The sequence below is a fragment of the [Actinomadura] parvosata subsp. kistnae genome, from assembly GCF_900323885.1.
GTDB lineage: Bacteria > Actinomycetota > Actinomycetes > Streptosporangiales > Streptosporangiaceae > Nonomuraea > Nonomuraea composti.
The window spans coordinates 688890-704618 of the sequence record NZ_OOHJ01000022.1; the positions used below are offsets into that span (position 1 = coordinate 688890).

The following is a 15729-nucleotide window of genomic DNA, read 5'->3' on the forward strand; positions in this document are numbered from 1 at the left end:
CTCAGCTCACCCGCACCCGAGGATCGAGGGCCGCGACCAGCAGGTCCGACAGGAACGCCGCCGCGAGCACGCACACCGCCGCGAAGAACGTCACCGCGGCCACCGAGTTCACGTCGTTCTGGTTGATCGAGTCGACCAGCCAGGCACCCATGCCGTGCCAGTTGAAGATCTTCTCCGTGAACGTGGCGCCCGTGAACATCGTCCCGAACGCGAACGCGAAGTACGTCGCCGACGGGATCAGCGCGGTGCGCAGCGCGTGCTTGGTCAGCGCCTTCCTGCGCCGCAGGCCCTTGGCCATCGCGGTGCGCACGAAGTCCTGCCCCAGCACGTCGAGCATCATGTTGCGCTGGATCCGGCTGTAGAAGGCGATCGAGCCGAGGCTGAGCGAGATCGTCGGCAGGATGAGGTGGTTCAGCCGGTTGACGAACTGGTCCCATCCGGACAACTGCGGGTTGTACTCGCCGGTGTACTCGATCAGCGTGAAGCCCAGCCCCCTGTTCAGGTTGTACGTCGCGATCGCCAGCAGCGTGGCGAGCACGAACACCGGGATCGCCATGATCACGAAGGAGGTGACACCTATTAACCGGTCACTGAGCTTGTACTGCTTCACCGCGGAGAACGCGCCCAGCGCCACACCGAGGGCGAAGCCCAGCAGCGTGCCGATGAGCAGGAGCCGGAGGCTGACCATCACGCGTCGGCCCATCTCCTGGTTGACCGAGCCGCCGTTCCAGGTCTTGCCGAAGTCTCCGGTGACGACCCCCTTGGCCCAGGTCGCGTAGCGCGTGAGCACCGGAGTCTTGTCGTTCAGGTTGTAGGCATCAAGTGTGGCGTCGATGGTCGCCTCGGGCACGGGAGGTTGCCGGCCCTCGTACGCCGCCCGCGGGTTCATCGTGGTGGCCGCGAGCATGTACGCCAGACTGGCCGCGATGGCGACCAGGATCACATTTATTGCCAACCTGCGGAGCAGGTACTTGCCCATCACTCTCCGTTCGCGCTGACCGGAGGCGCAACCTTCCTGTTCGGAGAGGCGCCCCCCGCAACGAAAACCCATCTCGCATCGTGAAATGACAACGCGATGTCGGGATGGCGATCAGGGCGCAGAATATAAGCAAAAATATAACAGTCAGAAACAGGGGTATATAACGGTAAGGTCACCGACAATAGATCAACGAGCCACTTGAGACCCTGTCAACACGGGCCTCCACCTGCGGAAACGCGGCTTACCAGAGGGCCACTGAGACCGCTCCCATAACCCTCTGTGTCACAGAATCCGGACATAAATTGCACGATCTACAAAGGCCCTCATATCATATTGACTTGGGGCACTGTAACGCGGGTCCGGCTCATCTTCTCTCGCCGCTTGTGCGTGCCGTCATCGGGCTACGGCATCCACTTGCCGCCCGCCACGTCGATCGTGAGGCCCGTGAGCCACGAGGACGCGCTGTCCGAGGCGAGGAACGCCGTCACGTTGGCCACGTCCAGCGGCGTCCCCAGACGGCCGAGCGGGTGCTCGGCCAGCATGCGTTCCTTGAACGCCGCCGGCATCCGCTCCTCCAGGCGATCCGTCATGATCGTCGAAGGCGCGACGGCGTTGACCCGGATGCCCGCCGGGGCCACCTCGTGCGCGAGCTGCCTCGTCAGCGCGATCACGCCCGCCTTCGCCGCCGTGTACGCGATGGAAGCCGAGGTGGGCGTGCGGGCCGCCAGCGACGACATCGTGATGATCGAGCCACGGCCGCGCTCCCGCATGCCCGGCAGGAAGCTCTTGATGACCAGGTACGTCGAGGTGAGGTTGGCCTGCACGGTGGCCTGCCAGTCCTCCTCGGGAAGCTCGTCGATCGGCCGCGGCCGGCCACCCGTGCCGCCGCCCGCGAAGATCGCCAGCACGTCCACGGGGCCGAGACGCCGCTCGGTCTCCACGCGCATGGCCTCGATGGCGGCGAAGTCGGTGGTGTCGGCCCCGATCCCGATCACCTCACCTGATCCTCCGGCCCGCTGTCCGGCGCCCTGCTCGACGCCCTGCTCGACGCCCTGCTCGGCGCCCTGCTCGACGCCCTGCTCGACGCCCTGGTCGGCGTGCTGTGCAGCGCCCTGGTCGGCGTGCTGTCCGGCATCCTGAACGGCGTGCTGTGCGGCGTGTTCCACGGCGGAGGCGAGGGCGGCCGGGTCGCGGCCGTTGACGACGACCTTCATGCCCTGCTCGGCCAGCACCCGGGCGGTCTCCTTGCCGATGCCACCAGAACCGCCGGTCACCAGCGCCACTTTGCCCTGCAGATCCGGAAATCTCATGACTGCGCTCCCTCGTGGGGTGGGGTCCGTCCTCTCCCACCCACAGTGCCCTGCACGAGGGGACACGGCATCGGGCCCGGGGCGCGCCTCCACCTGCGCCCCGGGGACTGGGGACACCACCCAGGCCCTACTCCCGGCGGGTGCGGCCGACCGCGCCCCCTACTCCCCCGGTCGTAGCGGACGCTCTGTCGGCTCGCGCTCCTCCTAGAGCTTGTACGCCCGCCGCGCCGTCCCGGCGAACACCTCCTCCCGCTCGCTCTCCGACAGCCCGGCGCACAGCTCGTCCGCGGCCGAAACGACCTGGTCGTACCCGGCCGCGAGCAGGCAGACGGGCCAGTCGGAGCCGAACATCACCCGTGAAGGGCCGAACTCCTCCAGCACCACCTCGGCGTACGGCCGCAGGTCGGCCACCCGCCACGACTCCCAGTCGGCCTCGGTGACCATGCCCGACAGCTTGCAGAAGACGTTCGGGTACGCGGCCAGCTCCCTGATCCGGCCGCGCCACGGCTCCAGCTCCCCGGAGGCGATCGGCGGCTTGGACAGGTGGTCGAGCACGAACGTCAGCTCGGGCAGCGCGGCCACCGTGTCGACGGCGGCGGGCAGCTGGTGCGGCAGCGTCAGCAGGTCGTAGGCGAGCCCGGCGGCGGCCACGGCGGCCAGCCCGCGGCGCACGTCGGGCCGGTTGAGCCAGGCGGGGTCGGCCTCGGACTGCACGCCGTGCCGCACACCCACCAGCCCGGCCGGCAGCGCGGCGAGCGTGTCGGCGGCGTCGGGCGAGGTCAGGTCGACCCATCCGACCACTCCGGCGACCAGGTCGGACCCGGCGGCCAGGGTCAGGAACTCGCGGGTCTCCTCCAGGTCGGCCAGCACCTGGACCAGCACGGTACCGGTCACCCCGGCGGCGGAGGCGGGCCCGGCGAGGTCGTCGAGCGTGTACGTGCGGCGGACCGGCGCCATCCTGTCGCCGTCGAGCCAGGCGTGGGGGCGGGCGGACAGGTCCCAGACGTGGTGGTGGGCATCGATGCGATTCACGGCAGACATCCTATGTATCCGGTAAGAGTGATCAACAGTGGCGAACGACGGCCACACCCGGCGAGCCGTGCCCGCGACCGTGACCGGCCCCATGTCGAAAAGCTCCCGCCCGCTCCGACCAACGTGCGAAACGTCAAGAGACCAGGGAGTTCTTGGACATGGGAACCAATCGAGCGTGGTGGGGGCTGGTCGTGCTCCTGCTGCCGACCTTGCTCGTCGCGATGGACATGACGGCGTTGTTCCTCGCGCTGCCGCAGCTGAGCGCCGACCTGGGCGCCGGCGGCGTCGAGCAGTTGTGGATCAGTGACGCCTACGGGTTCATGGTGGCCGGCCTGGTCATCACGATGGGCACGCTCGGCGACCGGATCGGCCGCCGGCGGCTGCTGATGATCGGGGCGGCGGCGTTCGCGGTGCTGTCGGTCGTGGCCGCGTGCTCGACCAGCCCGGTGATGCTGATCGTCGCGCGGGCCCTGCTGGGGGTGGCTGGGGCGACGCTGATGCCGTCCACTCTCGCCCTGATCACCAACATGTTCCCGGACGGGCGGCAGCGCGGCCGGGCCATCGCCATCTGGGCGACCTGCCAGTTCACCGGCGGCGCGCTCGGCCCGGTGCTGGCCGGGTTCCTGCTGCAGTACTTCTGGTGGGGCTCGGTGTTCCTGGTGGCCGTGCCCGCGATGGCGGTGCTGCTGCTCGCCGGGCCGGTCCTGCTGCCGGAGTTCCGGGGCGGCCGGGCCGGGCGGCTGGACCCGGCCAGCGTCGGGCTGTCGCTCGCGGCGGTGCTCCTGATGGTGTACGGGATCAAGCAGCTCACCGTCGAGGACGTCCCGGTGGGGCCCGCGGTGGCGCTGGCCGCGGGTGCCGCCCTCGGTTTCGTGTTCGTCCGCCGTCAGTTGCGCCTGGAGTCGCCGCTGCTGGACCTGCGGCTGTTCCGCAACCGTCCGTTCACGGCCGTGATCGTCGCGCTCGTCTTCGCCGGCATCGCGATGGCCGGCACCGGCCTGCTGGTGACCCAGTACCTGCAGAGCGTGCTGGGCTTCTCGCCGGTCCTGTCGGCGATCCTGTTCGCCCCCATGGGCCTCGGCACGGCCGCCGGCACCATGCTCGCCCCCGCGCTGGCCCGCCGGACGAGCCCCACCTCCGCGATCGCCGGCGGCCTCGTGGTGTCGGCCCTGGGCAGCCTCCTGCTGATCTTCGTCGGCACGGACGGGCCCACCGCCCTCCCCCTGGTGATGACCGGCATCACCGTCCTGGCCCTGGGCACCGGCCCCCTGTTCGCGCTGGGCACCGGCCTGATCGTCGGCTCCGTACCGCCGGAGCGCGCCGGCTCGGCCGCGGCCCTGTCGGAGACCGGCAACTACTTCGGCGGCTCGCTCGGCTTCGCCCTGCTCGGCGTGGTGGCCGCGATCGTCTACCGCAGCCACATGGACGGCACCCCCACCACCACCGACTCCCTGGCGGGCGCGATCGCCGCCGCCGCGCGACTCCCCGCCGAGCAGGCCGCGGTCCTGCTGGACACCGCCCGGACGGCGTTCACAGCCGGCCTGCACGTCAACGGCGCCGTGGCGGCGGTCATCTTCACCGGCCTGGCCGTACTGATCCCCACCATGCGCCCGTCGACCTCCACCGCAGAAGCCCCGCTCGGAGAAGCACGTGGCGCCGACATTTCCCCCGCTTCCTGACAGATCGAGCACATCCGGCAATATTGAACTCGACTTATAATAAATCGACTTCTATATTGTTCGGATGGGCGTCGACAAACCGTGCGAGATCTTCGACCGCGAAGTGGAGTGGGCCGAGCTGGTCGACTTCATCAACGACCCGTCCCCGTACCCGACGCTGGGCGTGGTGTCAGGAAGGCGACGCCAGGGCAAGACCCTCTTGCTCGGCTCACTCTGCGACGCGGCCGGCGGCATCTACATCGAAGGCACCGAGGCGCTTCCCGCCGAGCACTTCCATCTCATCGGCGAGCAACTGGCCGCCCGGCTCGCCAGCCCGGCCCCGCTGCACTTCACCTCCTGGCGCGCGGTCATCGAAGCGATCCTCGACCTGAAGACGTCGTCGCCGCTGCCCGTGGTCATCGACGAGTTCCCCTATCTGGTCAAGGTCTCCCCCGAGCTTCCGTCGGTGCTCCAGGCCGCCCTCGATCTGCGCCGGCGCAAGGGAGGGTCACCGATCCGGCTGATCCTGTGCGGCTCCGCTCTCACGTTCATGGGCGGCTTGCTGGCCGGGAACGCTCCCCTGCGTGGGCGGGCGGGCCTGGAGCTGATCGTGCCCACCCTGGACTATCGGCTGGCCGCCGAGTTCTGGCAGATCAGCGACCCCAGGCTGGCGCTGCTCACGCATGCCGTCGTCGGCGGGACACCCGCCTACCGCCGCGAGTACGTACGCGATGACACGCCCCGGTCCCTCGACGATTTCGACGACTGGGTCCGGCGAGCGGTACTCAATCCGGCGCGGCCGCTGTTCCGGGAGGCCCGTTATCTCCTCGCGGAGGAGCCGGACCTGCACGACGGAGCCCTGTACCACTCGGTCCTGGCGGCGGTGGCGGAGGGGAACGCCTCGCGGGGCGGCATCGCGGGTTACATCGGCCGCAAGTCCACGGAGATCAGTCATCCGCTCACCGTCCTGGAGGACGCCGGTCTGCTGGCCAAGTCGCCCGACATGCTGCGCGCGGCCCGCCCGCTCTACCGGATCACGGAGCCGCTGATCACCTTCTACCACGCGGTGATGCGCCCGGCCTGGCGGGAGCTGGAGCGGCGGCGCGCCACCGAGGTGTGGCAGCGCAGCCGCGATCGGTTCCTGAGCCAGGTGGTGGGTCCGCACTTCGAAGAGATCTGCCGCACCTGGGCCGCCGATGTCGCGGGCGCCGAAGCCTTCGGCGGCGTACCGGGTGAGGTCGGGCACGGGGTCGTCAACGATCCCCAGCGCCGGACCAGTCACGAGGTGGACGTGGTGGTCCTCGGAGAGCCGGACGGCGGGCCTCGCAAGGTGCTCTCCCTCGGCGAGGTCACATGGGGAGACACCATGTGCGAGGGGCACGTCGAGCGGCTCCGCCGCGTCCGCGACCTGCTCGCGGCACGGGGTTACGACACCCGATCGACCCGGCTGGCCTGCTACAGCGCCGCGGGGTTCACCGCGGACCTGCTGGCCGCGGAGGGCGACGAGCTCATGCTGGTCACGCCGGAACGCCTCTACGCCTGAGACCTCTGGCCCGCCGCTACGTGGCTGCCTGGTCGAGGGTGGTGGCGCGGGCCAGGAACAGCTCGCGCTCGCGGTCGTTGCGGGTCAGCTCCGCCGCGCGGCGGAACTCGGCGGCGGCCTCTTCCGAGCGGCCGAGCTTGGCCAGCAGGTCGCCGCGGACGGCGGGCAGGTGGGCGTAGTGGCGCAGCGTGCGCTCGGTCAGGAGGGTGTCGGCGAGTGCCAGCCCCGCGGCGGGGCCGTCGGCCATGCCGACGGCGACCGCCCGGTTCAGCTCCACGACGGGTGAGGGGGTGAGGTGGGCCAGGAGCCGGTAGAGGGCGGCGATCCTGGGCCAGTCGGTGGCCTGCGGGGTGCGGGCGCGGGCGTGGCAGGCGGCGATGGCGGCCTGGAGTCCGTACGGGCCGAGCGTGCCCAGCTCCTCGGCGCGGCGCAGGCCGTCGAGGCCGCGGCGGACGAGGAGGTGGTCCCAGCGGCTGCGGTCCTGGTCGGGGAGGAGGATCGGGGTGCCGTCGGGGGCCGTCCTGGCGGGGAGGCGGGACGCCTGGAGCTCCATGAGGGCCAGCAGGCCGTGCACCTCGGGCTCGGCGGGCATGAGGCCGGCCAGCACGCGGCCGAGGCGCATCGCCTCCTGGCAGAGGTCGGGGCGGGTCCAGTCGGGGCCGGCGCCGGCCGCGTACCCCTCGTTGAAGATCAGGTAGATGACTTCGAGGACGGAGGCCAGCCGGGCGGGCAGCTCGGCGGGCGGGGGCAGCTCGATGGGGATCCTCTTGTCGGCGAGCGTGCGCTTGGCGCGGGAGATGCGCTGGCCGACGGTGGGCTCGGGGGCGAGGAAGGCGCGCGCGATCTCGGCGGTGGTCAGGCCGCCGAGCAGCCGGAGGGTGAGCGCGAGCCGTCCCTCGACCGGGAGCTGGGGGTGGCAGGCGGTGAAGATCAGGCGGAGCAGGTCGTCGCCGATGTGGTCGTCGAGGTCGGCTTCCGCCCACTCCTGGCGCAGTTCCATGTCACGGCCGATCTGTTCGAGCTTGCGCTGGTAGGTGTCGCGGCGGCGGAACTGGTCGATCGCGCGGTGCTTGGCGGTCTGCGTCAGCCAGGCGCCCGGATTGTCCGGTACGCCGGTGCGCGGCCATTCCTCCAGCGCCGCCACCAGGGCGTCCTGGGCCAGCTCCTCGGCCAGCCCGATGTCGCCGGCCATGCGGGCCAGCGCGGCGATGACCCGGGCGGACTCGATGCGCCAGACCGCTTCGACCGCCCGGTGGGTATCGGCTACCGTCATGCGTCCTTGAATATCAGGCGGGCGGCGCGAAGTCCGCCGGCCCGAACAGCCGCAGCACGTCGGCCTCGCCCTCCCAGCCCGGCCACAGGTCGCGGTGCAGCCGGACGAACCGGGAGGCCCACTCGACGGCCTCCTCCTTGCTCCGCACCTCGTACAGGGCGTAGCTGATCATTTCCTTGGCCTCGGCGAACGGGCCGTCGCTGACGATCAGCCGGCCGCCGCTGATCTCGACCCGCGCGCCTTCGGAGCTGGGCGCCAGGCCGCCGGTGTCGAGCAGGGAGCCGGACTCGGTGGCCTCCTGGCCGAGCTTCATGATGGCGTCCATGAGGTCGGCCGGGGGCGGGCCGTCGGGCTGGGCGGTGACTTTGAGGGTGACGAGGTAACGCATGCTCTCAGTGCCCTTCGGTGATGATGGTGGCCGGGAGGGAGCGGGACAGGTCCAGCGACACTAGCGACATCCAGCACCAGAGGGCCACGATGCCGGCGACGAACAGGAGGTTGGCCCACGCGATCCCGCCGCCGCCGGCGATGCCGGCGAACGAGCCGAGGAACAGGGTGCCGGTGATCCGCGAGTACCAGGCCCAGCCCTGGCGGCCGTCGCGGGCGTACCGGGAGGCGATGACGTAGCAGGCCGCGCTCACGCACAGGAAGCCCACGCCGCCGACGGCCATGTGCAGGATCCCGGAGAGGGTGACGGTGCCGGGCCCCTCCGGCGTTCCGGCGGGGAAGCCCATGGCGGGGTCGGCGGGGAAGAGCGCGGCGCCGATCAGGCTCGCGCCGAACACCCCGACCAGGACGGGAGCCCAGCGGGCGCCGCGCCCCGGGGCCAGCGCCCGGCGCAGGCCGGCGGCGGCGGCGAGGGTGGCCAGGGCGGTGAGGACGAAGTTGAGCGTCTGGATCCAGCCGACGTCGCCGCCCGCCAGGTAGCTCCAGGGGTGGCGGGCCAGGTCGAAGCCCTCCCTGGTGAACGCCTGCGCCAGGGAAACGGTCACGTACATGGGGCCGGCCAGGACGCCGCAGGCGAGCAGGAGGCGCGGGCGGGAGGAGGAGCGGGCGAGCTGGGTCATAGTGATCCACCTTTAGGTCGCGGGGGCCGGCGGGTCCGGCCCTCTGACCAGGCGGCGAACGAGCCGGGCGGATTTCGACACGATCCGCTGGATTTTTTCGGCGAAGCGATCGGGGCTCACGAGCCTTGAGAGGTGACCGGTTTCGAGGGGCGCGACGTGTGGGTGAACGGCCGCCGCGCGCAGAGCCGCAACAACCGGGCCGCCGCCGTCGTCCAACCCCGCATGGGCAGTGCACTGATCGACGGGGACCCGCAGCGGCTCGGCGGCTACTGGCTGGCCGGCCGGCTCGGCGCGGGCGGCCAGGGGGTCGTCTACGAGGCGTACGACCCGGCCGGGGCCCGCGTCGCGATCAAGGTGCTGAGCGGGGACCCGGCCGGGCATCCGGGGCTGCGCGAGCGGATGGCGAAGGAGGCGGTCTCGGCGCAGCGGGTGGCCTCGTTCTGCACGGCCCGGGTGCTGGACGCCGACCTGGAGGGGCCCCGGCCGTACATCGTCAGCGAGTACGTCGAGGGCCCCAGCCTGCGGGCCGCCGGGCGGGTCTTCGCCGGGGACGAGCTGCACCGCCTGGCCACCGCGATCGCGACGGCGCTGACCGCCATCCACGACGCCGGCGTGGTGCACCGCGACCTCAAGCCCGACAACGTGCTGCTCGGCCCGGACGGGCCCCGCGTGATCGACTTCGGCATCGCCCGGACGCTGGAGATGTCGCTCACCTCGACGGGCGTGGTGACGGGCACGCCCGGTTACATGGCGCCGGAGGTGTTCTCCGGGGAGCGGGCGGGGCCGCCGGCCGACGTGTTCGCGTGGGGGGCGGTGGTCTGGTTCGCCGCCACCGGACGCGACCCGTTCGCCGGGGAGGCGCTGGGCGCGGTCATGCACCGCGTGCTGTCCGCCGAGCCCGACCTGTCGGTGCTGCCGGACTCCCTGCGCGGGCCGGTGCGGGCGGCGCTCGCCAAGGACCCGGCCCGCCGCCCGTCGGCCCGCGAGCTGCTGCTGGGCCTGGTCAGCGGCGACGGCAGCCTCGACACACCCCGCCTGGTCAGCGGCGACGGCAGCCTCGACACACCCCACTTGATCAGCGCCGACGGCAGCCTGGACACACCTCACCTGATCAACGGCGACGGCAGCCTCGACACCTCGCGGCTGCTCTCCCTGGGGGTCGATGACGGGCGGCGGGTGGCCGTCCCGGCTCACGACCCCGCGCTCGGCGTGCTCGCCGAGGACGCCTACGCGGCGCTCGCGCCCGAGGACAGGGAGCTGGTGCCCGAGCTGTTCCTGCGCCTGGTCACGGTGACCGACGCGGGCGAGCTGGCGCTGCGCGAGCCGCGCAGGTCCGAGCTGCCGGACGGGGTGGAGCGGGTGCTGGCGGCCTTCCCGTACCTGGTGTCGGCGACCGATCCCGTACGGCTGCTGCGCCCCGCCCTGCCGCTGGCCTGGCCCCGGCTGCGGGCCTGGGTGGAGGCCGACCGGGACGGGCTGGCCGTGCACCGCCGGATCAGCGCGGCGGCGGGCCGCTGGCAGGAGCACGGCCGCAGGGACGGCGACCTGTTCTCGGGCAGCACCCTGGACGACGCCCTGAGCTGGGCCGCCGCCGGGCGGCGCAACATCACGCTGACCCCGGCGGAGCGGGACTTCCTGGCGGCGGGCGCGGAGCTGACGCGGCGGCGTTCCAGGCGTACCCGGCTGGCCGCCATGGGGCTGGCGGTGCTGCTGGTGGTGGCCGTGGCGGCGGGCGGGACGGCGGTGTGGCAGAGCGTCACGCTGGCCGAGCAGGGCGCCACGCTGACGCGGCAGCGCGACGCGGCCGAGTCGGCCCGGCTGGCCGCCGCCGCGGACGCGGCCCGTGACCAGGACCCGGTGCTCGGCCTGCTGCTGAGCGCCGCGGCCGGCCGGTTGTCGCCCACGGACGAGGCCCGGTCGAGCCTGGTGGCCGCGCTGGCCGACCCGGCCGTGGCGGCCTTCCGCGACCCGGACACCGGCCCCGACGTGGTGCGCTCGCTCACCCCCGACGGCCGCTCGCTGGTCAGCGTGAGCTCGCGGGAGGTCAAGGTGTGGGACGTGGCGACGGGCCGGCGCGCGGGCGGCTTCACCGGCCTGCCCGGCAAGCGGCCCCGCCAGGTCTCGGTCAGCGAGGACGGCCGGCTGCTGGCGATCGTGGACGACACGGGCATCACGGTCAGGGAGCTGAGCACGGGGCGGCAGCTCGGCAAGCGGCTGGACGCGCCCGAGGAGGTGGACGTGCGGGCCGGGTTCAGCGGCGGGCGGTTGCTGGTGACGATCGGGCAGGGCACCTCCGTCCTCGACTGGCGCAGCGGGAGGTCGACCGCGCTGCCCACGATGTCCGAGGCGGCCGTGCACCCGGGCGGCGGCTACGCGGTGGCCGGACGGGAGCTGTTCGCGCTGCCGTCGGGAAAGAGGCGGGCGGGATTCGCCGACATCTGCGCCGCCTGCGGCAGCGTCCCCGTCTTCAGCCCCGACGGCCGCCGCCTGGCCGTCAGCGACGACACGGGCCTGACCTTGTACGACACGCGTACCCGCGAGGCGCTGCAGTCGTTCGACGGGTGGGAGTTCCGGGCGGTGCCCGTGTTCAGCCAGGACGGCAGCCTGATCGCCGGCTTCGGCGAGAGCGTCACCGTGTGGCGGCCGGACGCCGAGGAGCCGCTGCTGATCAGGCGGGAGCTGGAGGGCCGGGCGAGCCAGGCCGTGTTCGGCCCCGGCGGGCTGCGCTACCTGAGCGAGGACACGGTGGTGACGCTGCGGCCGAGCCCGCCGTCCGACGAGCCCATGGACGCGGTGCGGCTGAGCGGCGACGGCCGCTCCCTGGCCACGCACCGGCTGGACGCCACCGACATCACCGTGGACGGCAAGAGCCGGCCGGTGGGCGCGGTCGAGGCGTACGACGCCGACTTCGCGTTCAGCCCCGGCAACGGCCTGCTGGCCGTGCGCGACGGCGAGGAGGTCACGGTCCGTGACACCGCCACGTGGCGGGAGCTGGCCCGGCTCACGCCCGGCTTCGGCAACACCAGCGAGCCGAACGTCGCCCTGCCCACCTCCCGCGGCCTGTGGACGGCGGGCGAGAAGACGTTCACGCTCTGGTCGCTGCCGGGCGGCCGGCGGCTCAAGGACGTGCCGAGGCCGCGCCTGCTCGGCTGGGCCACCGGCGCGGACGGGCGGCTGGCCGGGCTGGACGCGGAGCGGCTGCAGGTGGTGGACCTGGAGAGCGGCCGGCCGTTCGGGCCTCCGCTGGCGCTGCCGGAGCAGGCGCAGGACGTCTGGTTCAGCGCGGACCTGAAGCGGGTCGCGGTGAACTTCTCCGGCAAGGTCGGCGTCTGGGACCCCGCGACGGGCGCGCGGCTCGGCGACTGGCTGCGCACGGACGACGCGGCGTGGGACGGGGCGTTCTCGCCGGACGGGCGGCTGTTCGCGTTCGCCGCGCAGGACAAGACGCTCAGCCTGTGGGACGTCGAGCGGGGGCGGCGCATCGGCCCGCCGATCGAGCTGGCCGACAGCGCCCGCTCCCTCGCGTTCACGTCTGGCCCGGCCGAGCTGCTGGCGATCGGCCGGGGCGGCCGGCTGACCAGGCTGCCGACGACGGTGGAGCGGCTGGCGCAGGCGGCGTGCGCGCGGGCGGGCCGCGACCTGACGGCCGCGGAGTGGCGCCGCCACCTGCCGGACCGGCCGTTCGAGCGGAGCTGCCCTTCCGCGAGGTGATCTTCTTCCGGTACGCTCCCCTGCTGGTCTTCGTGAGGAGCAGCCGCCATGAACGCTTCGATCCGCCTCGGCGTCGCCGCCGCGCTGGCCTTCGTGACCGTGGGCTGCACCGCCGCGCCGGACGAGCCGCCCCCGCCACGGCCGGAGCGCGGCACGATCAAGGTGGGCGTCATGCCCACGGCCGACGCCGCGCCGCTGTTCGTGGCGATCGAGAAGGGCTACTTCGAGCAGGAGGGCCTGGAGGTGCAGCCGGTGACCGCCACGGGCGCCGGCGCGATGCTCCCGCAGATCGAGGCCGGGGTGCTGGACCTGGGGCAGACCGACTACGTCACCACCATCCTGGCCGCCGAGCACGGCAAGCGGCTCAAGATCGTCGGTGCGTCGGCGCAGGCCGGACCGGCCGGCTACGCCCTCGTGGCCGCGAAGGACTCGAAGATCGGCTCCGTGCGGCGGCTCAAGGGCAAGACCGTCGCGGTCAACAACCTCATGGGCGCCGGCATGCTCCGCGTCATCGCCATGCTGAAGGACGCCGGCCTGGACCGGGACGACGTCACGTTCGTCGAGAAGCCGTTCCCCGACATGCCCGCCATGCTCGCCGCGGGGAAGGCGGACGCCGCGTTGCTGGCGGAGCCCTACGTCAGCACCGGCGCGGCGCAGGCGCTGCTGCGCGCGGTGCCCGACACCGTGCCGGGCCGGTTCACCGACCTGCCGACCAGCGGCTGGGTGACGACGGACAAGTGGCGCTCCGAGCATCCCGCGACGCTGGCGGCCTTCCGGCGCGGGCTCGCCAAGGGCCTGCGGGCCGCGGCCGACCGCAAGGAGGTGGAGGCGGTGCTGCCGGCGTACACGAAGATCACCGCGGCGGCGGCCCCGAACGTGTCGCTGGGCGCCGTTCCCACCGCCGTGGACCCGGGGCGGCTGCAGCGGGTGGCCGACCTCATGCGGCAGCACGGCTACGTCAAGAGCTCCCTGGACGTGCGCGCGCTCATCGCCGAGCCCTGATCCCGGGGGCCGGGGCCGCCGGAGGTGCCCCGGCCCAGCAGCAGCGTCCCCAGCCACAACATCGCCATGCCCAGGGCGACCAGGGCCGAGCCCTCGCCCTCCTCCCACGTGGCCACCGCCAGCAGCGCCACGCCCGCGACGGTGACGGCGGCGCTGACGGGCGTGACCCGGCGCAGCAGGGCCAGGACGACCGCCTGCGCGAGCACCGCGGCGTAGAAGAGCTGCGCCCCGGCGCCGTACACGACCGGCTCGACCCCGGGGAAGCCCCTGACGTGCTCCAGCAGGCCGCTCATGGCCTCGCCGTCCGCGGCGGTGAGCCCGGCGTACAGGCCGATGCCGAGCTGGGCGAGGTTGGCCGCCACGCCGAGCAGCGCCAGGCCGGTCACCGTGTCCACGGCCACCCGCCACCCGCCCGCGACCGGCCCGGCCAGGCCGCGCACGGCCAGCGTCATCACGCCGAACATCGCGAACGCCGCCAGCCAGGCCACCTGCGCCGCCGTCCACCAGAGGCCGGGTTCCAGGCCGCCGCCGAGGGGGCGCAGGAGGAACCAGCCGGCCAGCAGAGCGGCCGGGCCGGCGGTGAAGGAGATCTGGGCCAAGCGGTTCGCGGGGTTCATACCTGCCACGATGCCGCCTGAACGGTGCCCGGCTCATCCGTGACCGTCCCTGATTTCCCCCTGGGCCGGGATCAGGGACGACCTCAGGTGTCAGGTGAAGTAGCGCATCCAGACGTACAGCCAGGCCAGCACCGTGCTGAAGGCGGTGACGACGATGCCGTACCGGGTGAACTGCCAGAAGGTGATCTTGTGGCCGTTGCGCGCGGCGATGCCGATGGCCACCACGTTCGCGCTGGCCGCGACCGCGGTGCCGTTCCCGCCGAAGTCGGCGCCCAGGGCGAAGGCCCACCACAGCGCCTGGCCGGTCTGCGGGTCGGGGGCCGCGGCGACCACGCCCTCCACGATGGGGGCGGTCGTGGCGACGTACGGGATGTTGTCGAAGAACGCGCCCAGCACGCCCGAGCCGAACAGCAGCGCCGTCGCGGCCACAAAGTAGTCGTCGCCCAGCGTGTCCAGCGCCCACGTGCCGATCGCGGCGATCACGCCGGTGTGCACCAGGCCCGCGACCATGACGAACAGCCCCATGAAGAACACGAGCGTGGGCCACTCGACCTCGCGCAGCACCTCGGAGACGTTCGCGCGGGAGACCAGCAGCATCACGCCCGCGCCGACCAGCGCCACGATCGACGGGTCGACGTGCACCACCGCGTGCAGCCCGAACCCGGCCACCACCGCGGCCAGCACCACCAGGCAGCGCGCGAGCAGCCGCGGGTCGGTGATGGCCCGCCGCTCCTGCAGCGCCATGACCTCGGCCACCCGGTCGGCGTTGTACTGGAACGAGCCGGCGAACAACCACCGGGCCGACAGCACGAACACGGCGAAGATGACCACCACGATCGGCGCCATGTGCACGAGGAAGTCGTTGAAGGTCAGGCCCGCACGGCTGCCGATGATGATGTTCGGCGGGTCGCCGATGAGGGTGGCCGCGCCGCCGATGTTCGAGGCCAGGACCTCCGCGATCAGGTACGGCTGCGCGGCGATCCGCAGCCGGTTGCACACCACGATCGTGACCGGCGCGACCAGCATGATCGTGGTGACGTTGTCAAGGAACGGCGAGGCCACGGCGGTGATCGCCATCAGCATCACCATCAGCCGGTACGGGCGGCCCGCGACTTCTTGGCGGCCCAGATGGCGAGGTAGTCGAAGACGCCCGTCTGCTTGATGACGCCGACGATGATCATCATGCCGAGCAGCAGGAAGATGACGTTCCAGTCGATGCCCTCGTGCTCGGCGAAGAACACCCCGGCGCCGGGGATCAGGCCGAGCACGGCCATCAGCCCGGCGGCGATCAGCACCACCTTGACCTTGTTCGCCTTCTCCGTCGCGATGAAGTAGAAGGCCACCAGGAAGATCGCCAGTGCGGCGAAGGCGCTCATCCGGCCTGCCCCGGCGGCCCGGACCGGTCCGCGGCGCCGGTTGAGTGCGTGCGGGGACAACAGCGGATCATGGTGACCTCCGTGGGGTGGGCATGCTTCGGCCCGGGCGGGCCTTCGGCGCCCGCCCGGTGAGCCGGGAAAGGTGTCGGGTCACGCCGACC

At 72.4% G+C, this 15729-nt stretch carries 10 protein-coding genes and 2 pseudogenes; 4 read left to right on the top strand and 8 right to left on the bottom strand.

Annotation, left to right across the window (positions count from 1 at the left end; genetic code table 11):
- Position 1: 1 nt before the first annotated feature.
- From KIS93_RS45890 to KIS93_RS45900, 3 genes are all read right to left on the bottom strand, one after another.
- On the bottom strand, positions 2-979 hold the full coding sequence (locus KIS93_RS45890) for an ABC transporter permease (RefSeq protein ID WP_080041578.1): 978 nt from the start codon (positions 977-979) through the stop codon (positions 2-4).
- Between the two features lie 401 nt (positions 980-1380).
- Positions 1381-2289, bottom strand: coding sequence for an SDR family oxidoreductase (locus KIS93_RS45895; RefSeq protein ID WP_080041579.1), 909 nt, complete (start codon positions 2287-2289; stop codon positions 1381-1383).
- Positions 2290-2493: 204 nt separating this feature from the next.
- Positions 2494-3330: an amidohydrolase family protein gene (locus KIS93_RS45900; protein WP_080041580.1), complete on the bottom strand. Its 837-nt coding sequence runs from the start codon at positions 3328-3330 to the stop codon at positions 2494-2496.
- A gap of 140 nt (positions 3331-3470) precedes the next feature.
- Here KIS93_RS45900 and KIS93_RS45905 point away from each other — a divergent pair.
- Positions 3471-5000 (top strand): annotated as a pseudogene (locus KIS93_RS45905) (MFS transporter); the annotation flags it as partial.
- A gap of 64 nt (positions 5001-5064) precedes the next feature.
- The gene (locus KIS93_RS45910) at positions 5065-6522 is read left to right on the top strand and encodes an ATP-binding protein (protein WP_080041582.1); all 1458 of its coding nucleotides are present in this window, start codon (positions 5065-5067) and stop codon (positions 6520-6522) included.
- Between the two features lie 16 nt (positions 6523-6538).
- Here KIS93_RS45910 and KIS93_RS45915 read toward each other — a convergent pair whose 3' ends face one another.
- The 3 genes from KIS93_RS45915 to KIS93_RS45925 are packed head-to-tail and all read right to left on the bottom strand — an operon-like array spanning position 6539 to position 8862.
- Complete coding sequence (locus tag KIS93_RS45915) at positions 6539-7795, bottom strand: RNA polymerase sigma factor (protein ID WP_080041583.1); 1257 nt, start codon at positions 7793-7795, stop codon at positions 6539-6541.
- A 13-nt stretch (positions 7796-7808) separates the two neighbouring features.
- Positions 7809-8183: a YciI family protein gene (locus KIS93_RS45920; protein ID WP_080041584.1), complete on the bottom strand. Its 375-nt coding sequence runs from the start codon at positions 8181-8183 to the stop codon at positions 7809-7811.
- A 4-nt stretch (positions 8184-8187) separates the two neighbouring features.
- Positions 8188-8862, bottom strand: coding sequence for a DUF998 domain-containing protein (locus KIS93_RS45925; protein ID WP_080041585.1), 675 nt, complete (start codon positions 8860-8862; stop codon positions 8188-8190).
- Between the two features lie 132 nt (positions 8863-8994).
- Here KIS93_RS45925 and KIS93_RS45930 point away from each other — a divergent pair, with 132 nt between their 5' ends.
- Both KIS93_RS45930 and KIS93_RS45935 read left to right on the top strand, forming a co-directional pair.
- Complete coding sequence (locus KIS93_RS45930) at positions 8995-12573, top strand: serine/threonine-protein kinase (RefSeq protein WP_186404815.1); 3579 nt, start codon at positions 8995-8997, stop codon at positions 12571-12573.
- A gap of 48 nt (positions 12574-12621) precedes the next feature.
- Positions 12622-13575 (top strand): ABC transporter substrate-binding protein, encoded by a 954-nt coding sequence (locus KIS93_RS45935; protein ID WP_080041588.1) that lies wholly within the window; start codon positions 12622-12624, stop codon positions 13573-13575.
- Here the strand turns inward: KIS93_RS45935 and KIS93_RS45940 are convergent.
- Together KIS93_RS45940 and KIS93_RS45945 are read right to left on the bottom strand one after the other, a co-directional pair.
- The gene (locus tag KIS93_RS45940; protein ID WP_080041589.1) at positions 13527-14192 is read right to left on the bottom strand and encodes a hypothetical protein; all 666 of its coding nucleotides are present in this window, start codon (positions 14190-14192) and stop codon (positions 13527-13529) included. The genes KIS93_RS45935 and KIS93_RS45940 overlap by 49 nt on opposite strands.
- A gap of 90 nt (positions 14193-14282) precedes the next feature.
- Positions 14283-15568, bottom strand: a pseudogene (locus tag KIS93_RS45945) (ArsB/NhaD family transporter).
- Positions 15569-15729: the final 161 nt, after the last annotated feature.